This window comes from Streptomyces sp. 351MFTsu5.1 (genome assembly GCF_000383655.1).
Taxonomy (GTDB): Bacteria; Actinomycetota; Actinomycetes; order Streptomycetales; family Streptomycetaceae; genus Streptomyces; species Streptomyces griseorubiginosus.
In genome coordinates this window covers 492,354-511,476 of sequence record NZ_KB911777.1, presented here as the reverse complement: position 1 = coordinate 511,476, position 19,123 = coordinate 492,354, and the positions used below count along the sequence as shown (strand labels likewise).

At 69.1% G+C, this 19,123-nt stretch carries 29 protein-coding genes; 20 read left to right on the top strand and 9 right to left on the bottom strand.

Annotated elements, in window-relative coordinates; translation table 11 throughout:
- Positions 1-59: 59 nt before the first annotated feature.
- Entirely contained in the window at positions 60-1,091 is a 1,032-nt protein-coding gene (locus H295_RS0108980) for a hypothetical protein (RefSeq protein ID WP_020135023.1), read from the bottom strand.
- A complete protein-coding gene (locus tag H295_RS0108975) occupies positions 1,088-1,453 on the bottom strand; it encodes a hypothetical protein (protein WP_020135022.1) in 366 nt (121 codons plus the stop codon). The genes H295_RS0108980 and H295_RS0108975 overlap by 4 nt, the downstream gene beginning before the upstream one ends.
- 174 nt (positions 1,454-1,627) lie before the next feature.
- Between H295_RS0108975 and H295_RS0108970 the strand changes: the two genes are divergently transcribed.
- The 7 genes from H295_RS0108970 (at position 1,628) to H295_RS0108940 (ending at position 5,862) form a co-directional block, all read left to right on the top strand.
- The gene (locus H295_RS0108970) at positions 1,628-2,548 is read left to right on the top strand and encodes an N-acetylmuramoyl-L-alanine amidase (RefSeq protein WP_028809202.1); all 921 of its coding nucleotides are present in this window, start codon (positions 1,628-1,630) and stop codon (positions 2,546-2,548) included.
- A 20-nt stretch (positions 2,549-2,568) separates the two neighbouring features.
- Positions 2,569-2,925 (top strand): hypothetical protein, encoded by a 357-nt coding sequence (locus H295_RS0108965; RefSeq protein ID WP_020135020.1) that lies wholly within the window; start codon positions 2,569-2,571, stop codon positions 2,923-2,925.
- A gap of 15 nt (positions 2,926-2,940) precedes the next feature.
- Positions 2,941-3,237, top strand: a complete 297-nt coding sequence (locus H295_RS0108960; RefSeq protein ID WP_020135019.1) for a hypothetical protein — start codon at positions 2,941-2,943, stop codon at positions 3,235-3,237.
- Positions 3,234-3,869 carry a hypothetical protein gene (locus H295_RS45320; protein WP_078616601.1) on the top strand — a complete coding sequence of 212 codons (636 nt, stop codon included), beginning with the start codon at positions 3,234-3,236 and terminating at the stop codon, positions 3,867-3,869. The genes H295_RS0108960 and H295_RS45320 overlap by 4 nt, the downstream gene beginning before the upstream one ends.
- A 14-nt stretch (positions 3,870-3,883) precedes the next feature.
- Positions 3,884-4,321: a hypothetical protein gene (locus H295_RS0108950; protein WP_020135018.1), complete on the top strand. Its 438-nt coding sequence runs from the start codon at positions 3,884-3,886 to the stop codon at positions 4,319-4,321.
- A gap of 159 nt (positions 4,322-4,480) precedes the next feature.
- Complete coding sequence (locus tag H295_RS0108945; RefSeq protein ID WP_158691030.1) at positions 4,481-5,578, top strand: hypothetical protein; 1,098 nt, start codon at positions 4,481-4,483, stop codon at positions 5,576-5,578.
- A gap of 5 nt (positions 5,579-5,583) precedes the next feature.
- Positions 5,584-5,862: a hypothetical protein gene (locus H295_RS0108940; RefSeq protein WP_020135016.1), complete on the top strand. Its 279-nt coding sequence runs from the start codon at positions 5,584-5,586 to the stop codon at positions 5,860-5,862.
- Positions 5,863-6,015: 153 nt separating this feature from the next.
- On the opposite strand, the gene H295_RS0108930 is transcribed toward H295_RS0108940, so the two are convergent.
- Positions 6,016-6,294, bottom strand: coding sequence for a hypothetical protein (locus H295_RS0108930; RefSeq protein WP_020135014.1), 279 nt, complete (start codon positions 6,292-6,294; stop codon positions 6,016-6,018).
- 229 nt (positions 6,295-6,523) lie between these two features.
- Here H295_RS0108930 and H295_RS42940 point away from each other — a divergent pair, with 229 nt between their 5' ends.
- Both H295_RS42940 and H295_RS0108920 read left to right on the top strand, forming a co-directional pair.
- Positions 6,524-7,150, top strand: a complete 627-nt coding sequence (locus tag H295_RS42940) for a recombinase family protein (protein WP_020135013.1) — start codon at positions 6,524-6,526, stop codon at positions 7,148-7,150.
- Complete coding sequence (locus H295_RS0108920) at positions 7,147-7,785, top strand: HNH endonuclease (RefSeq protein WP_020135012.1); 639 nt, start codon at positions 7,147-7,149, stop codon at positions 7,783-7,785. Before H295_RS42940 ends, H295_RS0108920 begins: the two co-directional genes overlap by 4 nt.
- A gap of 293 nt (positions 7,786-8,078) precedes the next feature.
- On the opposite strand, the gene H295_RS0108915 is transcribed toward H295_RS0108920, so the two are convergent.
- The gene (locus tag H295_RS0108915) at positions 8,079-8,417 is read right to left on the bottom strand and encodes a DUF6233 domain-containing protein (protein WP_020135011.1); all 339 of its coding nucleotides are present in this window, start codon (positions 8,415-8,417) and stop codon (positions 8,079-8,081) included.
- Between the two features lie 45 nt (positions 8,418-8,462).
- On the opposite strand from H295_RS0108915, the gene H295_RS0108910 reads away from it, so the two are divergent.
- The 3 genes from H295_RS0108910 to H295_RS0108900 are packed head-to-tail and all read left to right on the top strand — an operon-like array spanning position 8,463 to position 9,453.
- Complete coding sequence (locus H295_RS0108910; RefSeq protein ID WP_020135010.1) at positions 8,463-8,684, top strand: LexA family protein; 222 nt, start codon at positions 8,463-8,465, stop codon at positions 8,682-8,684.
- 20 nt (positions 8,685-8,704) lie between these two features.
- Positions 8,705-9,133, top strand: a complete 429-nt coding sequence (locus tag H295_RS0108905) for a hypothetical protein (protein WP_028809200.1) — start codon at positions 8,705-8,707, stop codon at positions 9,131-9,133.
- A 20-nt stretch (positions 9,134-9,153) separates the two neighbouring features.
- A complete protein-coding gene (locus H295_RS0108900; protein WP_158691029.1) occupies positions 9,154-9,453 on the top strand; it encodes a hypothetical protein in 300 nt (99 codons plus the stop codon).
- Positions 9,454-9,526: 73 nt separating this feature from the next.
- On the opposite strand, the gene H295_RS0108895 is transcribed toward H295_RS0108900, so the two are convergent.
- Complete coding sequence (locus tag H295_RS0108895; protein WP_020135007.1) at positions 9,527-9,763, bottom strand: hypothetical protein; 237 nt, start codon at positions 9,761-9,763, stop codon at positions 9,527-9,529.
- Between the two features lie 9 nt (positions 9,764-9,772).
- Positions 9,773-9,958, bottom strand: coding sequence for a hypothetical protein (locus H295_RS0108890; RefSeq protein ID WP_020135006.1), 186 nt, complete (start codon positions 9,956-9,958; stop codon positions 9,773-9,775).
- Between the two features lie 72 nt (positions 9,959-10,030).
- Here H295_RS0108890 and H295_RS0108885 point away from each other — a divergent pair, with 72 nt between their 5' ends.
- Positions 10,031-10,669 carry a DUF262 domain-containing protein gene (locus H295_RS0108885; RefSeq protein ID WP_078616600.1) on the top strand — a complete coding sequence of 213 codons (639 nt, stop codon included), beginning with the start codon at positions 10,031-10,033 and terminating at the stop codon, positions 10,667-10,669.
- 87 nt (positions 10,670-10,756) lie between these two features.
- Here H295_RS0108885 and H295_RS42935 read toward each other — a convergent pair whose 3' ends face one another.
- Positions 10,757-10,957 carry a hypothetical protein gene (locus H295_RS42935; RefSeq protein WP_020135004.1) on the bottom strand — a complete coding sequence of 67 codons (201 nt, stop codon included), beginning with the start codon at positions 10,955-10,957 and terminating at the stop codon, positions 10,757-10,759.
- A gap of 69 nt (positions 10,958-11,026) precedes the next feature.
- Here H295_RS42935 and H295_RS0108875 point away from each other — a divergent pair, with 69 nt between their 5' ends.
- On the top strand, positions 11,027-11,269 hold the full coding sequence (locus H295_RS0108875) for a hypothetical protein (protein WP_020135003.1): 243 nt from the start codon (positions 11,027-11,029) through the stop codon (positions 11,267-11,269).
- Here the strand turns inward: H295_RS0108875 and H295_RS0108870 are convergent.
- A complete protein-coding gene (locus H295_RS0108870; protein WP_043217230.1) occupies positions 11,239-11,499 on the bottom strand; it encodes a GntR family transcriptional regulator in 261 nt (86 codons plus the stop codon). The genes H295_RS0108875 and H295_RS0108870 overlap by 31 nt on opposite strands.
- Before the next feature lie 167 nt (positions 11,500-11,666).
- Here H295_RS0108870 and H295_RS0108865 point away from each other — a divergent pair, with 167 nt between their 5' ends.
- Positions 11,667-12,011, top strand: coding sequence for a DUF6415 family natural product biosynthesis protein (locus H295_RS0108865; RefSeq protein ID WP_020135001.1), 345 nt, complete (start codon positions 11,667-11,669; stop codon positions 12,009-12,011).
- 223 nt (positions 12,012-12,234) lie between these two features.
- On the opposite strand, the gene H295_RS0108860 is transcribed toward H295_RS0108865, so the two are convergent.
- Complete coding sequence (locus H295_RS0108860) at positions 12,235-12,477, bottom strand: helix-turn-helix domain-containing protein (RefSeq protein ID WP_020135000.1); 243 nt, start codon at positions 12,475-12,477, stop codon at positions 12,235-12,237.
- A gap of 604 nt (positions 12,478-13,081) precedes the next feature.
- On the opposite strand from H295_RS0108860, the gene H295_RS0108855 reads away from it, so the two are divergent.
- The 5 genes from H295_RS0108855 (at position 13,082) to H295_RS0108835 (ending at position 19,108) form a co-directional block, all read left to right on the top strand.
- On the top strand, positions 13,082-14,824 hold the full coding sequence (locus tag H295_RS0108855) for an FAD-dependent oxidoreductase (RefSeq protein ID WP_020134999.1): 1,743 nt from the start codon (positions 13,082-13,084) through the stop codon (positions 14,822-14,824).
- A 48-nt stretch (positions 14,825-14,872) separates the two neighbouring features.
- Positions 14,873-15,742 (top strand): intradiol ring-cleavage dioxygenase, encoded by an 870-nt coding sequence (locus tag H295_RS0108850; protein WP_020134998.1) that lies wholly within the window; start codon positions 14,873-14,875, stop codon positions 15,740-15,742.
- Entirely contained in the window at positions 15,739-16,806 is a 1,068-nt protein-coding gene (locus H295_RS0108845; RefSeq protein ID WP_020134997.1) for a maleylacetate reductase, read from the top strand. Before H295_RS0108850 ends, H295_RS0108845 begins: the two co-directional genes overlap by 4 nt.
- 43 nt (positions 16,807-16,849) lie before the next feature.
- Positions 16,850-17,764 (top strand): YceI family protein, encoded by a 915-nt coding sequence (locus H295_RS0108840; RefSeq protein WP_028809197.1) that lies wholly within the window; start codon positions 16,850-16,852, stop codon positions 17,762-17,764.
- A 237-nt stretch (positions 17,765-18,001) separates the two neighbouring features.
- Entirely contained in the window at positions 18,002-19,108 is a 1,107-nt protein-coding gene (locus H295_RS0108835) for an NAD(P)/FAD-dependent oxidoreductase (RefSeq protein WP_028809196.1), read from the top strand.
- The last annotated feature ends 15 nt before the right edge of the window (positions 19,109-19,123 follow it).

Sequence of the window (19,123 nt, the reverse complement as noted above, 5' to 3'; positions counted from 1 at the left end):
GCGGGGCGAGCACCACGAACGCGAACAGGAGACCGAGCAACTGGCAGATGACGGTCACGTCAGTCGACCTCCACGTCGAAGTCGCTGCCGTCGACCACGACGGGGGCTCGGTAGCCGTACCGGGTCCGGTCCTTCGTCATCTGCGCGGCGATCCCCGCAGCAGCCTCAGCGGGCCACGCGCCCTCGGTGACGGACTCCGCGCTGACGTCGACCGCCGAGCCCAGCGTCAGGCCACGATCGTGCTGCTTCGTGGGAATGCCCGGCCGGGTCGACCAGTCAGCCGTCCAGGAGTGGAAGCGCCGCCGGTTCCGGCCGTCGGTGACCCGCTGGAGCTGAAGCTTCACGGAGTGGTCGTCGCCGTGCGGCATGCGCACCGTGACGGTGACCGGGTCGCCGACGTTCTCGTACTCGTACCGTCGGCGGCCGAACAGCTTGTCGCGCGGGTCGAGTTTGATCGTGCCGCGCATCCACCACGGGTCGTCGCGGGACGACTCGTCGCGCTTGGCCCACAGCTTCCAGTCGATGCCGCCGTACTGGATTCCGATGGAGATGACGCGGGACTGGTAGCCGACCGGGTTGAGGCGGCGCTGGAGCCACGTCCCGAAGCGTTCGGTGTGCAGGTAGATCGCGCCGAAGGGGTGGAGGCGGAGGTGGGCGGCGAGGGTGTGCTCGCTGCCTGCGTTGCCGATCTTCAGTTCGGCGTCCCAGCCGGGGAACGATTTGCCGATGATGACCTGGGCGCCGAGCTCGCCGGTGGGCTGCTTCGGCCACGGGCCGGGCGTCCGAGCCTGAGCACCAAGGTCGAGTTGGTTGTCGAACGGACCCACGTACTGGTCGCCGATCTCGGAGACTGCCGGGTTTAGCTGGCCTTGAGGATCAGGGCGTACACCGCAGCGGTCGCAGCACACCCAGCGATGGCCCGGCCGGTCGCGGAACCCGGTAGTGCCGTCCACGACGGGTCGGTGGCCGAACAGGCGGCACAGGAGGATGAGTCGGGGCAGGTCGTTGAGGAAGTAGCCCTTGTTCAGGAGGGTGCCACGGCGCTCGGACTCGTCCTTGCGGTAGTCGACCGTGAGGCGGTGCACGCTCACACCGCCTTCGGCTGACTGGCGTGGACCGGCTGCCCGCTGTCGCTGGTCTGCGGTTCTTCGCCGAGCAGCGTGTACGTCTTGCCGCCGTCCGTGCTGAACGCGCTCGGGTTACGCGTGGACTGCCACAGCGGAACACCGGACGCCTCGGACTGGTCCTGCCACTCCGCCGGGTCATCCGTGAGAGGCGACAGGGGCTCGAAGCGCATCAGCTTCTCGATGCGGGCGATGACGAACGGCGTGGATCCGCCGGAGTCGGCGACCTTCGTAAACGCTTCGATCACCTTGGCGATGCCGTCGATGACGTCCTGATCCTCGCCGATGAGGGCGAGTTCGCGACGGGCGTGGTCTACGAGATTGCTCATAGCGCTGCTCCTGCGGGTTGTTTGCGGGTTGAGGCGGCAGGGGTCAACCCGCAAAGAAAGCCCCCTACCGCCATCCCCGAGCCAGGGATGATTGAACTGTAGCCTATGAATCGTAGGTGAAATGGGTGGCTACAGCTACGATTCGAAGGAGCATCCGAGCTCGGGAGGACCCGCATGGCCACACCACTCACAGCAGACAAGATGCTCGCCGCACTCAGAGCCGAAGGCCTCACCGTCCACGAACACACCGGCTGGCGAACCCACAACCGCGACACCGCCACCGGCAAGACCTTCGGTCCCGTCATCGGTGTGCTGATTCACCACACCGCCGGACACGGTGACCGCGAAGTCTGCTTCAACGGCCGCCCCGACCTCCCCGGCCCGCTCTGCCACGCCTGGCTCGGCAAGACCGAAAGCCTGTGGACCATCGGCAACGGCCGCACCAACCACGCCGGGTTGGTCGACCTCGACGTCCTCGACGCCATCCGCGAAGAGAAGTCCCCGCTCCCCAAGGACGACCAGGCCAACGCCGACGGCAACGACGTCCTCTACGGCCTGGAAATCGAGAACCTCGGCAACGGCAAAGACCCGTACCCGGTCAGCCAGTACACGCAGGCCGTGCTGTGGGCCGCCGCGATCTGCCGGGCGCACGGCTGGACAGAGAAGTCCGTCGCCGGGCACAAGGAATGCCAGCCCGGAAAGATCGACCCCAGCTTCGACATGGACGCCTTCCGCGCCGACGTGAAGAAGCAGCTCGCCACCAAGCCGCCCAAGGCCGTACCCGCCCCCACCCCGGCCAAGCCGCGCGTCGACCTCTCCCGCCTCATCACCGCCGCCAAGACCGACCCCGGCGCCAAGCAGGGCCACGTCACCTACATGGCTGGCACCAACCTCGTCGAAGCCGCACTCGTCCACCGCGGCTTCCTCGCCAAGACGTATGCAGGCGACGGCAGCTTCGGCTCCACAACGGTCGCCGCCTACAGCCGCTTCCAGAAGAGCCTCGGCTACACCGGCACGGACGCGAACGGCATCCCCGGCATCACCAGCCTGACCAAACTCGGCGCCCAGACCGGGCTGTTCACCGTCGTCGCCTAACCCCCGAAAGGACAACCACCGTGAAGATCTTCGGCAGAGAGCCCGTCGTCGTTCTGAACACGCTGTCAGCCGTCCTCGGCCTCATCGTGTCCCTCGGCGTCACCAGCCTGAGCGCGGAGACCGCCGGCGCCATCGTGGCCGCCGTATCCGCGATCCTCGGCGGCATCGCCGCAGCCATGACCCGGCCGATCGCCCCGCAAGCGTTCACCGCGATCGTCACAGCAGGGGCCGTTCTGGTCGGGACGCTCGGCTACGACGTCTCGCAGTCCACCGTGGGCGCCATCAACACCGTCGTCCTCGCCGGGCTGACCCTCCTGACCCGCGTACAGGTCACCCCTTCCTCGCCCACGGCGCCCACCGGCCCGACCAGCGTCTGACCGTAGGAGCCCCACGTGTCGGATGAACCGACCCTCGGCGAGGTTGTCAGAAGGTTCGAGGACCGGTTCACCGACGTCCGCGACGACATCCAGCAGCTCGGCCGGCGCCTCGACGAGAAGGTCGACCAGAAGCTGTACGACCTGCGGCACGAGGCTCTCTCCTCCCGCGTCTCCCAACTGGAGACGCTGCGGGAGAAGGACACAGAGAAGATCGTGGCCACACGCCGGTGGCTGATCGCCTCGGTGATAGTGCCACTGATCGGGATCATGCTGCCCGTGATCCTGTTGCTCATGCAGGGGTCTGGATCGTGACGCGGGCACAGATCCGGGCCGAGGAACGGCGTTGGCGCCGCGGCGACCTCCTGGCCGTCATAGCCGCCGTCGCGGTGGGCTCCGCGTTCGCCTGGATCGTGCTGAGCATCCAAGGCATGGCAGATGACCTGCACGATAAAGACACGGCCATTGCCGCCCTCTCCCAGCAGGTCCGCGACCTCGGCGGCAAGCCCGTCTCCGGACCGCGCGGCGAAGCTGGCAAGAGCGTCGTCGGCCCACAAGGACCCAAAGGTGAGAAGGGCGACCAGGGCGAACCTGGATCGCCCGGCGCCTCAGGCTCGCCGGGGACGAATGGCAAGAGCGGCGCCAACGGAACCAACGGACAGGCTGGGGAGCCCGGTTCTGTCGGCGCCACCGGCCCCGCAGGACCGGCGGGGCCTGCGGGGCCCCAAGGCGAAGCTGGCCCGGCAGGACCGCAAGGCGTCAAGGGCAACACCGGGGAGCAGGGCCCGCCAGGACCCACCTGCCCAGACGGCTACAGCCTCCAAGCCCCCAGCTACGACCCGGACGCGTTGGTGTGTCGCAAGGACGGCGCCTCGCAGCCCGGCGATCCCGACTCGCCGTCCCCGCAGTCCCTGGCGCTGGATCCGCAGCGCCGTCAGTACGCGTAAGAACTGGAGAGATCATGGCCAACATCACCTTCAACGTTGCGCTCGGCCGGGCCGCAGCGCTCGCCGCGCTGCCTGCCGCGAGCGACGCCCTCATCCTGATCCCGCTGGAGTCCAGCGGCCTGGAGACCGACGCCGTCCTCAAGGACAAGGACACCTTCGCCGACGTTGTCGCGGGCACCACCAACGAGCAGACCACTGTTGGCCGCAAGACCCTCTCCAGCATCACGGTCACGGTCAACGACACCGCCGACCGTGTCGAGATCGACGCCGCCGACGTGACCTGGACGTCACCGACCGGCAACCCGGTTGGCGCCATGGTCGTTGTCTACGACCCGGACAGCGGCACCGGCACCGACGCAGACCTGATCCCCATCACCAAGGCCGACGTCACCTGGTCCCCGGATGGCACCACCTTCACCCTGGCCATCGCCGACTTCTTCCGAGCCAGCTAACCCGCAGCCGTGGCTTCATTCAGCGACAACTTCGCCCGCGCCGACTCCACTTCGCTGGGGGCCGGCTGGGTTGAGGTGTCTGGAGACTGGTCGATCGTCTCCCAGCAGCTCTCGTCGGGGAACGCGGGCGGCACGATCATCCTGCGTGCCGCCGGAGCGATGGACACCGCCGACCACTCGGTGCAGGTCAAAATCGCCGCCACCGCGGCCGTCAGCCACGGCGTATGGGCCCGCGGCAACAGCAACATCACGCAGGGCTACTTGCTCCGCAACGATGGCACGTCGTGGAACATCTTCTCCGTCGTCGGCGGCAGCTTCACCAGCATCGGCAGCTACGCCGTGGCGGCCGCAGCTAACGACATCGTGAAGCTTGAGGTCGTCGGCTCCAGCATCAAGGGCTACATCAACGATGTCCTGAGGATCTCCGTCACCAACACCGCGGTGACGACCGGCACCAGCGTGGGCATCCGCGCCGAGTCCACGAGCGCCCTGCGCTTCGACGACTTCACCGCCGCGGACGTCACCGCCGGCGCAACCCTCGGAACATCCAACAGCACCGAAACCGCACAGACGCTCACCGGCACGAAAGTCGGCACGCTCACCCCCGCCACAGAAGCCGACGCCGCGCAGGGCCTCGCGGGCTCGAAGTCCGTGACACTTCCGCCCGGCACGGAGCAGGGCACCGCGCAGGCGCTCGCCGGCGCCAAGACGACGCCGCTCACCCCGGCCGGAGAGACGGACGCAGCACAAGCACCCACCGGAACCAAAGCCGCAGGACTCGCCCCGGCCACGGAACAGGACGAAGCCCAGGCCCAGACCGGCGCGAAGACTGCCGCCGCCGGCACCGCAACCTCGACCGAACCCGCGCAACCGCTCACCGGGGCCAAGGCCACCACCCTCACGCCGGCCACGGAGGGGGACACGGCCCAAGGCGTCGCCGGCGCGAAAGCCGCCACTCTCGGTACTGCCACATCCGTTGAGGAGGCCCAGCCGCTCACCGCGGTCACCCCTGCCGCGACGCTACCCACCGTCGGCAGTGAGGAGGCGGCGCAACCCCTCACCGGCTCCAAGGCGGCCACACTGAACCCCACGGCGGAAGCCGACGCCGCCCGCCCTCTCGCCGCGCCGTCCACCATCGAGTCCAGCCCGGAGCAGACCTTCCGGATCCCCGCCGGGCGGAGGCAACTGACCGTGCCCGCCGGACGCCGGCGTTTCACCGTTGCGGCCGAGAGCCGCACCCTGACTGTCCGGAGGTAGGCCGCATGCCCCAGAACTTCACGAAGGACCCGGTGGACCTGCTGCCGTACACCTGGGACTGGGGGGACTGGCTGACGGAAGTGGGCGACACGATCAGCTCGGCAACGGTCACGGTTCCCGAGGGGCTCACCGCCGACGGAGCCGCGACCTTCGACGAGACCAGCGTCACCCAACGGATCGCGGGCGGCACCGTCGACGAGACGTACACGGTGTCCTGCCAGATCACCACCGCCGGAGGACTGATCGACAAGTGGTCGATCTACATCACCATCCGCGAGCAGTGAGGAGCAGCCCCATGGACGAAGAGACCGAGCCGTTCTGGCTGTCGCCGCGGCCCTTCCGCGAACCGCCGCCGATGCCGCCAGCCGACGACGAGGCCGAATGACAGACGCCCCCACCCTCCCGCTTCGGCGGGGGAGTGGAGGCGCTTCGTCGTGTCAGAACGGCGCGTCGCCGTTGCCCTCGACGCGGATCCGCACCTTGTCGGCGGGGGAGCCGATCCAGTCGGACGTGTCCGGGCGAACGAACCTGCCTTCCTGGTCGTCGACCAGCAGAACGCCCTCGGTCGCGTTCAGCAGGCCCAGCGACTTCGCCGCGGCAGGGAAGAGGAGCGTGCCCGACCAGGTGCCGGCCCCGTCCTTGCTGAGATCGGCCTCGGCCGTCAACTGGCGGCCGCCTTGCAGGATGAGGACCGCGGTCCCTCGGTACGTGTTCATGCCGCCGACGCTAGTGCAGGCGCGCGGGCCGGCGACTTGAGTATGAGTTCCGGGGACACTCGCGATGGCCTACCGGGAGTGACTGTCCATCAATCGATCGAGACGTGAACCTGAACGCGATCTTGCGCAACTCGGCGTTCAGCAAGTCAAGTTGTTCAGAAACTCGTTCATCAACCTGGTAGTGTTCAGATTGCCTACCAACACGTTTGATGAACGAAAGGGGAGCTGGATGGCCCTAGTTGGCCTCGTCCGCGTCAGCACCGACAAGCAGAACACTCAGCGGCAGCACGACGCCCTCGACCCGATCTGCCTCAAGGTCTTCGAGGAGAAGATCAGCGGCAAACTCAGCGCCGAAGAACGTCCGGCCCTCACTGCGGCTATCGAGTACCTGCGCGAGGGCGACATGCTCTGTGTACAGGAAGTCGACCGCCTCGGCCGCAACCTCCTCGAAGGGCTGATCGTCCTCAACGACCTCTTCGAGCGCGGAGTCTCCGTCAAGGTGCTGGAGGGTATCGCGGCCGGCGAGCATAAGGAGCGGTCCCTCATCCTCGACCTCGCCCTGGCCCTCGCCGAAGACCGGCGCCGCGACATCGTCAAGAAGACCAAGAGTGGACTCGAAGCCGCCCGCAAGCGCGGACGCGTCGGCGGACGCAAGCCCGTCATGACCGAAGCGCTGACCGTCCAGGCTGCCGCCCTCCGAGACAGCGGCTTCACCATTCGACAGATCCAACCCCACCTCCGGATCGCCGAAGGTGCCAACAAGGGCAAGAACCCGAGCGTAGGTGCCATCTCTCAGGCCCTAAGGGCATACGACGAGGCGGGCTTCACGGTCGTTCGAAAGGGGACCGCGCAGTGACCGACTCCAAGCCGACGAAGTGGGCCATCGCCCAGTACTGGGCCAACACTCCGGATGAGGATGGTCGCAAGATCTTCGCCCCGCACCTCGGTCTCGAAGACCCGTGTTGCTTCACGTGCGGCTGGTACTCCGAGCGCTGGAAGGAAGGTCGCAGCGCCAGGAGGGCCTGGGAGCGCGCCCGACTGGAACGCGCCCACATCATCCCCGCGGGACTCGGCGGTTCCGACAAGGTGGACAACATCATCCTGATGTGCACGCCCTGCCACGAGGAATCACCGGACTGGTTCAGCCCGTGGGAGATGGCCATCTGGATCTCAAAGCGGGCCGATCGCCCCAGTGCCGAGCTGGAGCAAGTGAACGACTGGATCGCCGCAATCAACGATGTGCCCCAGTTCAGGGAGATGCTCGGCGAGATGGCCACCAGAGAAGACGGCACCGAGGTCGTCCTTGCAGCCATGCGTCGATCGCTCGCGGGTGCGGTGGTTCACGGTGCCGGCGTCGGCCTCAGGAGGTCCACGATGACCGCGATAGCCAGGCGAACCGTTCAGGAAGTGCGCGGCGCCCCGTACCTGCCGCCCTTTCCGGTCTCGCGCGCCAGGTGTTCCATCCCTCTCCAGCAAGAGGCCGGCGAGTAGTGCCAGACTGGCCTTGCCCCTCGCCGAGTCACCCCCGTCCCGGCGAGGGGTTTCGCCTGCCGTGAGTTTCTGCCGCCCCGTTCTGCCATGCTGGTGGTGGCTCGTCCGCCCGTCCGGCGTGAAACCCGGGGGTCGATTTTAGCGATCGCAGGCGGGCGGGCCGCACTGGCTCGCTCGTCTGCCGCTGGGAGACCGTGGCACCCGACGGAGTCGGCGTATAGCCGGGCGGCCTGCGGGGCGGCGCGATCCACGGCAAACGCGCGTGACACCTGGCGGTGACGGCCGCCGCCCCGCTACCCGTCCAGGTAGCCGAGCTCCGAGTCTGGCCGGCAGTGGCTGCATGCGGGGGTTCCGTCGGCGAGCGCCCGGAGTGCGGCGGCCCGGTCGATGCCGCGGCTGCGTTTGCCGGCCATGTGGCAGCCGCCGGCGTGCACGCATGCGGGCGGCCCGTCTCGGTTGAGGCCGTGGTCGAGCAACCAGTCGGGCGGTGCCGGCCGCTTGTCGATGCCGCGCTGCTGTTCCTTTTCGCGTGTCTCTGCCGCCGCGATGGCGTCCCGTACCTGGGCGAGCTGCATGGCGAGCCAGGTCTCCAGGGTGCGGAGTCTGGGCAGGTCGGGCGGCAGGTCGGGCACGTCTCCAGCTTGCACCAAAATTCGAACACGCGCTCTAATCGGTGCATGGCCCAGCACAAGGTCGAGCACCTCACCGACACCCAGGAGCGCATCCTCCGCATCATCCGCCGACACATCGTCGACACCGGGGACGCCCCCACCGTCGCGGAAATCCGCGCAGAGACCGGCCGGTCGGCGGGCGCTGTCCACTACCAGCTGGGCGAGCTGGAGGCGAAGGCCGCGATCGTCCGCGAGCCGCACCGGCCCCGCGGGATCCGGCTCACGTGAGCGTCTGCGATCCTGGCGGCATGAGTGATGGCCAGACGATGACGTGGTACGACCATGAGGGCAACCTGATGAGCGCACCAGCGAGCGACGAACCGACCGGGTGGGGCCGCTTCGATCGGCTCACTCACCGCATCGTCAAGCCCCCAGCCGGGCAGGTCGTGCAGGCCGTCACCAGGTGTGGCCACCGTGCGCACAAGGTTCCGGGGCGTGGTGAGGTGAACTGTCCCGAGTGTCTTGCGATCACGCGCGGCGAGGACCCGCACGATCGCTTCCACCTCACGCTCGACACGGGTGATTGGCCGTGCATGCAGGGCTGGTGGGCGGATAGGGCGACGGCGGAGGCCAAGTTCAAGTCGTGGGTTGGCGAGCACGGCAGGCCTGGTGCCCGCATCACCCTCGTCGACGAGGACACCGGCGAGACGTTGACGGAGTGGCCGGGCGAGGCGTGACGGTCTGCGATCCTGGCGGCATGGAGACTTCCGCGCCGCCGCTTCCCCTCCCCATCCGTGAGGGCACCGTCTGGTGCTGGGAGCCACTCAAGCCGCACGCTCGCTGCGACGTGCGGATCACGGAGACGCGCTGGAACGGCGAAGAGTGGTTGGTCGAGTGCGAGATGCTCACCGCCGACCAGTACACCCCGGCCGGGTCGCGCTACTGGAACGAGCTGGACCGCTTCATCGAGGCCGCCGTGTTCCGTGGAGACGAGGAGTTCCCCGTCGACACCTACCGCTTGTCGTCGCGCCCCGGCGTTGTCGGTGGTGGCGCTTAGAGTGGTTGGACTATCAGCCCACGCTCTGGCGCTGGTGGCGCCCCGGCCGTGATGCAGCCGGGGCGCGCTGCTGTCAGGCGTCGGCCGTCTCAGGGTGCCGGACGGCCTTCTTGACGGCCATCTCCACCTCGACCCGGCTCTCGCCCTTGGCTGCCGCGTACTCCGTGACGGCGGCCTGGAATCGGGCTGCTGCATCGACCCAGGCTTGCCGGGCCGCGTCGAGGTCGTCGACGCCGGGGGCCGTGTACTGGTGGTGCGCGTCGACGGCGTCCTGCTCTAGCTGCACGAGATCTTCGAAGGTGTGTGCCACCGGGGGATCCTACGTGGCGTTGCCGTCCGCCCCGCGCTCGCGTTCCTTCTTCTTGATCCAGTCGTGCATGGCTTCGATGAGCGCGTCGGAAGGTGACCGCTCCTCGGCCTTGGCGAGCGCCTCGAACTCGTCGCGTAGCGGCTTGGGTGGTCGGAAGCCCATGACCTTGGTCTGCCCAGTGGCGGGTCGCCCCATCGTTCCCCCTCCTCGGTAAGTGTTTAACAGAATCTAGCATCCATCTGCATTGATGGGTTGACAAGGGGGTGCATGCGCGAGATTCTTGTTAAACAGAAACCGACCTTCACGAGCAAGGAAGCGGAAATGACGCGACAGACGCTCGAACCGTTCGACCACATCAGCTTGAACCCGTCGTTTCAGTCGGCCCTCTGGCTCGCGCGACGCGTGAAGGACGGTGAGATCCTCCTCGACCCGCCGTACCAGCGCGGTCGCGTCTGGGGAGAGGATCAGCGCATCGCCCTCGTCCAGACCTGGCTGCGCGGCCTACCCGCCGGCGTCGTCATCCTCGCTGACCGAGGCAATGGGGCATGGACGGGCGAGGACCCGTGGCAAACCGGGCAGGGCATGTGGGCGGTCGTCGACGGCAAACAGCGCCTCACCACCGCCGTCATGTGGTTCGCCAGCGAGTTCGCCATCCCGGCGTCATGGCTCCCCGAGGACCACGTTGCGACAACCGAGGACACCGCTGACGGACCGTATGTCCGCCACAACGGCTTGACCCCCAAGGGGCAGCGCTTCATGGAGCGGTACTGCTCGCTCCTCGTTGCCGAGACGAAGGACTGCGCCACCGAGGCGGACGAGGCCGCCTTCTACCTCCTCGTCAACGGTGGCGGAACTCCGCAGACCGATGCCGACATGGCGAACGCCCGGCGCGTGGCCGACGCGTGAGCGAGAGAAGTGCGATGCCCCGGCTGAAGGAAACAGCCGGGGCATCGCCCGTACCGTACCTGACTGGAGAACCCGTAACCGACCTTGTCACGCTGCCGTCGTCACGTCTCCGCGCTTGACCCGGTCCAGTTCGGCGAGCAGCCGCCGGTACTCGGCCCGCTGCGCCTCCGACAGGGGCGGTGCCGGATGCCCGCGTCCGGTCCACAGGGCGCGGATGCGCTCGTTGAGCTCGGCCGCAAGGTCGGCGGCCGTGCGCGACGGAGAGCGCTCCGGGGGAGTGGGGGACATGCCGTGATTCTATCGACGGGCACTGTCAGAGACTCACGGCGCGGGCGGCTGATCTGCCATCCTGACTGCATGAGCGAAGCGACCTATACGGCGCGCTACTGGCGCCACTTCAGTGAGTGCGAAGAAGACTGCGACTCGCTCGACGATGCTGTCGCCTTCCTGGCGAACGGATGGGCCAACGGCGACCTCTCGGAGATCTCCATCGACGACCGCGCCGGGGAAACCGTTCTGGCTGGCGACGAGCTGCACCAGCGAATGTGGTCCGCCCTCGGGAACGATCGTCAGCCCTCGACGGGCGGCTCGGCGACGTAGGTGCCCTTCGCGGCCAGCGTGACCAGCCGCCCGGCTCCCCGCAGCTCCTTCACAGCACGCCGCACGCTGCCCACGGCCACGCCAAGCTGCTCGGCCAGCTCCCGCTCACCTTCCAGCCGGGCGCCCGGCTGGAGTTCACCGCTGTCGATACGGCGAGCGATCCAGTCGGCGACCTGCTGCCACACATAGACGGGTCGAGACGCATCCACCACCGGCTCTTGATCACCCATGGCGTCAACGTAGGGCGGCCCGGTACTCCACGCAGGGACAGGTAGCGGCATGCTGCGCCATACAGCGGTATGGAGCAGTAGGCAGCGGTATCGTGCAATTGCACGGGACCCCCGCGACCGCCTGCACCGCGGCCCGGGGGCATGGCCGACGAACCGGAGCCGTCGACGTGGAACACAGTACGGAGCAACGCGCAACAGCACAGCAGGCAGACCTCGACCAGCTCATCGCCGAAGCCGCCAGCGCGACCGGCATCCTCCCCACCATCGACCGCTGCGAGCAACTACGCGACCGGCTACGGCCCCACATCCGCCGCCTCTCCGAGCAGGTACGCCAACGCCAAGACCACCTGCCGCGCGACGACGCCGACTGGATCCGCTGCGAGCGGGCCCTCCTGCAAGCCCAAGGCGCGCTCACGGGCAGCCTCGGATCCGGGCTCCGGTCCGCAGCCCTGCACGTACACACCCTCGGCGAGGCCGCCGCCGTGCTCGCCGACTGCATACGCGACGACTGAGCCGGCGCATGCCGGTCAGATCATCGGGTTACCAGCAGGAACGTTTGGCCACAGCCTGACCTGCGGCCCGGCATTCATGGCCAGAGGATCGCGCGGGGCGAGAACTTCACATCCCGGACACAAGATCCGCCCAGATATATGCAGTGGGCACAGTTCCCCTACGGGTACGCGGCCTATTGACTCGAAGTCGACGGCGCACCGGCCCCCACACGGAGCACCGCACTCAGCCGCTCAGGAGGTCGGTCACATGCACCCGCAGGGCATGAGCGATCAGCAGGAGATCCGAGTACCGGGGATCCCGCCGCCCTGACTCGTAGCGCTGGATGCTGCGGCGCTCCATGCCGGCGGCGTGGGCCAGCTCCTCCTGTGAGAGTTCGGCTCGCTGGCGGAGTTGGGCGATGCGGTGGCCGAGGGCTACCTGTCGGGCGATGACCCAGTCGGGCTTGGCTGTACGGCGTGCTGGCACTCCGCACACGCTTCGGGCCTAGTGATCTTGTGTCAGTACCCAAACGGTCGCCAATCGATCAAGATGAGGGACCGGGCCCGCGAGGGCATGGCATATGCCGAGACGGTCTGTGTAGTGTGCAGAAATCGAACGCGCGTTCGCTCAATCGAGTGAATCAAGGCATCGACCTGCATCTTCCAGGGGATGCGCCAGGTGGAACTCCATAGACGTGCCGGCCTGTCGCCAAGCGGCAGCCCCCCCTCGGCGACGGGGGCCGGCACTTGGGGTGGCCCCCCGCGCCCGCGTCGGCGGGGGATGGCGGGGGGCCACCTGTCAGTCTGACCTGCATCAATGCCTAGATCATTTAGGGGATTGATAGGGGACGGCACTGACGTCTACCAAGGATCCGCGGAGGGTCCGCCAAGGATCCACGAGAGGGGACGGTTGATTGAGCGGCACCGCCTCAAGCCTGTGACCAGCGAATACCTACCCGTTCAGCCTGCTCAGCCGCCCGCCATTGCGAGGCTCTGCGGACTCAAACTGTCTCGTATTGAGACACCCGCACACCGCCCCGCCCCACCATGATCAAGACTGTCCGTCGTCCGTGATTCCGCCTGGAGCGCCCGTGTCCACCGTCGTCGAGACCGACGTCCTGATCGTCGGCAGCGGGCCCGCCGGTGCCTCGGCCGCGCTCGCCCTGAGCACCTACGGCGTCCCCAACATCGTCGTGACCCGCTACGCGAGCCTCGCCGACACACCCCGGGCGCACATCACCAACCAGCGCACGATGGAGGTCCTGCGCGACCTCGGCGTCGAGCAGGACGTCATCGCCCGCGCGACCCCGCAGCACCTGATGGGCAACACGACCTTCTGCACCAGCCTGGCCGGCGAGGAACTCGGCCGGGTGCGCTCCTGGGGCAACGACCCGCTGGTCCAGGCCGCCCACGAACTCGCCAGTCCCACCCGCATGTGCGACCTGCCCCAGCACCTCATGGAGCCGGTCCTCGTCGACGCGGCCGTGGCCCGCGGCACCAGCCTGCGCTTCGAGACCGAATACCTCTCCCACACCCAGGACTCCGACGGCGTGACGGCCGTCGTCCGGGACCGGCTGCGCGGCGACACGTACGAGATCCGCGCGAAGTACCTGATCGGCGCCGACGGCGGCCGTTCCAGGGTCGCCGAGGACGCCGGGCTGCCGATGGGCGGCCAGATGGGCGTGGCGGGCAGCATCAACATCGTCTTCGAGGCGGACCTGACGCGGTACACCGCGCACCGGCCCGCCACCCTCTACTGGGTCCTCGCCCCGGGTGCCACCGTCGGCGGCATCGGCGCGGGCCTGGTGCGCTGTGTGCGGCCGTGGAACGAGTGGCTGATCGTGTGGGGCTACGACGTCACCGCGGGCGCCCCGGATCTGACCACCGAGTACGCCGAGTCCGTCGTACGGCAGCTGGTCGGCGACGACGAGATCCCGGTGACGATCAAGTCGTCCTCGGCGTGGACCGTCAACGAGATGTACGCCGAGACGTACTCCAACGGCCGGGTCTTCTGCGCCGGGGACGCCACCCACCGGCACCCGCCGTCCAACGGCCTCGGCTCCAACACCTCCATCCAGGACGCCTACAACCTCGCCTGGAAGCTGAAGCTCGTCCTCGACGGCAACGCCTCGCCGAAGCTCCTCGACACCTACACCGCCGAACGCGCCCCCGTCGGCAAGCAGGTCGTCACCCGTGCCAACCGGTCCATCGGCGAGACCGCCCCCATCTTCGAGGCACTCGACGGCCTTTCTCCGCAGACCCCCGAGCAGCTGTGGGCCAACATCGCCGCCCGCAAGGAGGCCGGCGAGGCCGCCGAGAAGCAGCGGGCGAAGCTGCGTGAGGCCATCGCCTTCAAGGTGTACGAGTTCAACGCGCACGGCGTCGACCTCAACCAGCGCTACACGTCCGACGCGATCGTCCCCGACGGCACCCCGCCGGAGACGTTCCCGCGTGATCCCGAACTCCACCACCAGCCCACCTCCCGCCCGGGCGCCCGCATCCCGCACGCCTGGATCACCTCGGGAACCCGGACGCTGTCCACGCTGGACACGGTCGGCCAGGGCCGCTTCACCCTCCTCACCGGCATCGGCGGCGAAGGCTGGATCCGGGCCGCCGAGGCGCAGGACGTGGACATCGCCACCGTGGTCATCGGGCCCGGGCAGGAGTACGAGGACCCCTACGGCGACTGGGCGCGGCTGAGCGAGGTCTCCGACGCGGGCGCCCTGCTCGTACGGCCCGACGGCTTCGTGGCCTTCCGGCACGCGACCGCCGCGCCCGACGCTCTCGACGTCCTTTCGGACGCGCTGCGCCGCATCCTCGGTCACGCCCGATAACGCGCGACCATGGCAGAAGCGGAACGCCGTCGAGCACGAGGAGCCGGGATGACCACCGACACGATCGGAAGCAGCGTCACCGAGGAGGCCGTCGCCAGTCTCCACGCGACCGCCGATCCACGCCTGCGCGAACTGCTCACCGGCCTCGTCCGTCATCTGCACGACTTCGCGCGCGAGACCCGGCTCACCCAGCAGGAGTGGGAGAAGGCGATCTCCTTCCTGACCGCGACCGGGCAGAAGTGCACCGACACCCGGCAGGAGTTCATCCTCCTCTCGGACGTCCTCGGCCTGTCCATGCTGGTCGAGACGATCAACGGCGACCGGGTGCAGGGCGCCACCGAGTCCACCGTGCTCGGCCCCTTCCACATGACCGAGTCGCCCGTCCGTGCACTCGGCGACGACATCGACCTGGTGGGCGGCACCGAGCCCTGCGTGGTCAGCGGCCGGGTGCGCTCCGCCGACGGCACCCCGCTGCCGGGCGCCGTCCTCGACGTGTGGCAGGCCGACGACGGCGGCTTCTACGACGTCCAGCAGCCCGGCGTCCAGCCGGCGGGCAACGGCCGCGGACTGTTCACCGCGGACGCCGAGGGCCGCTTCTGGTTCCGCACCTGTGTCCCGGCGCCGTATCCGATCCCGACCGACGGCCCGGTCGGCGACCTGCTCCGCGCGACCGGACGGCACCCCTACCGGCCCGCGCACATCCACTTCATCGTGGGCGCCGAGGGCCACACCCCCGTCACCACCCACATCTTCGTCGCGGGCAGCGACTACCTCGACTCCGACGCCGTCTTCGCCGTGAAGCGGAGCCTGGTGCAGGACTTCGCCACCACCGACGACCCGTCCCTGGCCGCCGAGTTCGGCGTGCCGAACCCCTTCCGCCACGCCCGCTTCGACCTCGTACTGGAGCCGAACGCATGACGTTCACCGGCGACTTCACCTACGAGAGCCGTCCCGGCCGGGTCGTCTTCCGGGCCGGCGCCGCGGTGAGCGCCACTCCCGCCGAGGCCGAACACCTGGGTCTGCGGCGGCTGTTGGTGGTGTGCGGCAGCCGGGGCGAGGCCGTCGCGCGGGCGGTCGCGGACGCGCTCGGCGACTCCTGCGCGGGCCTGCACGCCGAGGCCCGGATGCACGTTCCCGTCGAGGACGCCGAGCGGGCCGTGGCGGCGGCGCGCGCGGCCGGGGCCGACGGGGTCGTCGCGGTCGGCGGCGGTTCCTCCATCGGCCTCGGCAAGGCGATCGCGCTGCGCACCGGACTGCCGCTGATCGCCGTCCCGTCGACCTACTCGGGCTCCGAGATGACCCCCGTCTGGGGCCTGACCGAGGCGGGCGTCAAGCGCACGGGGCGGGACCCGAAGGTCCAGCCCCGCAGTGTCGTCTACGACCCCGAGCTCACCGTCTCCCTTCCGGTGCCCCTGACCGTGACCAGCGGCGTCAACGCCCTCGCGCACGCCGTGGAAGCGCTGTACGCCCCGGACACCTCCCCGCTGATCGCGCTGATGGCGGAGGAAGGCGTACGGGCGATCACCGAGGCGCTTCCGCTGCTCGCCGCGCGGCCCGGCGACCTGGACGCGCGCGGCCGTGCCCTGTACGGGGCGTGGCTGTGCGGGGCCTGCCTCGGGGCGACCACGATGGGCCTGCACCACAAGCTCTGCCACGTCCTCGGCGGTACCTTCGGACTGCCGCACGCCGAGACCCACACCGTCGTCCTGCCGCACGCGCTCGCCTACAACACGCCCGCCGTTCCCGGCGCGTCGGCCGCGCTGAGCAGGGCACTCGATGCCGAGAACCCGTCACAAGCCCTGTGGGACCTGGCCGGACGCCTCGGCGCTCCGCGCTCCCTCGCCGAACTCGGCCTCAAGGAGACCGACGTGGCCGAGGCGGCCCGACAGGTGGCGGGACAGCCGTACGCCAATCCGCGTCCCGTGACGACGGAGGGTGTGCGGGCGGTGCTCCAGGCGGCCTTCGAGGGCCGCCGACCGTGAGTCCCGCGGCAGAACAGCACGTCCCCTAGGAAAGGTGAACATCATGGCCCTCGCACTCCTCAGGCGCCGGCGGTCCAAGGCTGCCCTTGCCGAGGCGGCGGGCCTCTCCGTCCCCCTCCCGGAAGGCGCGGGCGCCGTGGCACGTGAGATCGTCGACCCGATGGGCTCGCCCCTGTCGGGTGCCGACGTCACCGTCACCGCCCTCGACACGCACCGGGTCGCGGCGCGCGGAATGTCGGACCCCTACGGCTACTTCGTGGCCGTGCTCCCGCCCGGCCGCTACAGCCTGATGGCCGCGGCCGAAGGACTCCAGCCGCACCGCGAGACCGTCGAGGTCGGACCCACCGGCGCGGCGCCCGCCGAGCGGGTCTGGCTCCAGCCCGCCCAGGCTCTCCAACTGCCCACCCCCGGCGTGTGGTTGTTCGATCCGCCGCACACCGCGATCCGCTTCATCGCCAAGCACGTCGGCATGGCCCATGTGCACGGTCGTTTCGAGCGCTTCGAGGGCGGCATCCAGATCGCGCAGGACATGTCGCAGTCCCGGGTCCAGGTCCGGATCGACGCCTCCAGCATCACCACCGGCAACACGACCCGCGACAACCACCTGCGCTCCGGGGACTTCCTCGACGTCGAGCGCTTCCCGCACATCGACTTCGTCAGCACCCGCTTCGTCTACCGCGGCGGCAGCAAGTGGACCCTCCAGGGCAGCCTGACCATGCACGGCGTGAGCCGCTCGGTCGCCCTGGACACCACGTACCTGGGCACGGTCAACGGCGGCTACGGCGAGGAACTGCGCTGCGCGGCCCTCGCGACGGCGGAGCTGCACCGCGAGGACTACACCCTCAACTGGCGTTCCATGCTGGCCCGGGGCATCGCGGTGGTGGGCCCCACGGTCCAGCTGGAACTGGACGTCCAGGCCATGTACCGCACCCACGACACGCCTACCCCGCCGGAGTAACCGCGCACGGGCGGCGGGGCGTTGTCGGATCCGGTCGGTGCCGTGCCGACCGGACTCAAGCCCGAGCACTCGTGACCAGCGGCACCGGCGGCCTCGCCGTCGAACTTCACGGAAAGCTCACAGACACCAACCGCAGCTTTATGTTTCAAGCGTTACGCTCGCCGTCATCCGAGTGCACGGGGGAGCGGACTCGTCCGTCATGGCACTCCCTCCCCCCACGGTTTCAGGAGACTCGGCGTGAGTGACGGCGATGTAGTGGTGATCGGCGGCGGATATGCGGGCGTCCGCCTTGCCAGGCGGCTGGACCACACGGCACGGGTGACGCTGGTGGACCGCAAGGAGGTCTTCTTCCATCGCATCTCCTCCCTGCGGGCCGGGGTGCGCAGGGAGTGGACGGTGACTCCCTTCATCCCGTACGACCGTCTGCTGCGGCACGGCCAGGTCCTCCTCGGCAAGGCGGTCACCATCGACACCGCCGCGCGGCAGGTGCTGCTGGCCGACGGGACGCGGCTGCCGTACGACGTGGTCGTGATCGCGACCGGCGCCGACTACCCGGCGCCGGCCCGGTTCGGCGGGAGCACCACCGAGGAGGCAGTGAAGACCTTCAACGAGCACCAGCAGAAGATCGCCGGCGCCGAGCACGTCCTCGTGGTCGGCGGCGGTCCCTCCGGCGTCGAACTCAGCGCGGAGATCCGGCTGGCCCGGCCGCAGGCCCGGGTCACGCTCGCGCACTCCGGCCCCGCCCTGCTCGGCGCCACGGGCAGCGAGCGGGCCGGACGCCGGGCGCGCGCCTGGCTGGAGGCCCACGACGTGGAGATCCGGCTGAACTCCTTCATGTCCCCGGGCAACGACTTCGGCACCTACCGCGATGCCCACGGCGACGTCATCGCCGCCGACCTCTCCTTCTGGGCCACCGGCACCACCCCCAACACGCTCTGGCTGCGCCTCGCCGGTCACGGCGACTGGCTGACCCCGTCCGGGCACGTGAAGGTCGACCGTGCGCTGCGGGCCGAGGGGCACCAGGACGTCTTCGCGGTCGGCGACGTCAACGACGCCAGCGAGCTGAAGATCACCCCGGCCGCGCTCGCCCAGGCGGACCTCGCGGCCTGGAACATCCGCGCCCACCTGAGCAGTTCGGGCCGGCACCGCAAGGAACCGCGCTTCTACCGCCCCGTCCACCGCACCCCGCTGATCGTCCCCTTCGGCCCGGCGGACGGCGTCACGATGCTCCCGGTACCGGGCGGCGAGACCGCGGTCCTCGGTGGCCGTACGACGACGCTGGCCAAGGCGAAGACGCTGATGACGCCGTACATGCGGCGACAACTCGGCTATACGGCGGCGTGATCGCGCCGCGCGGGT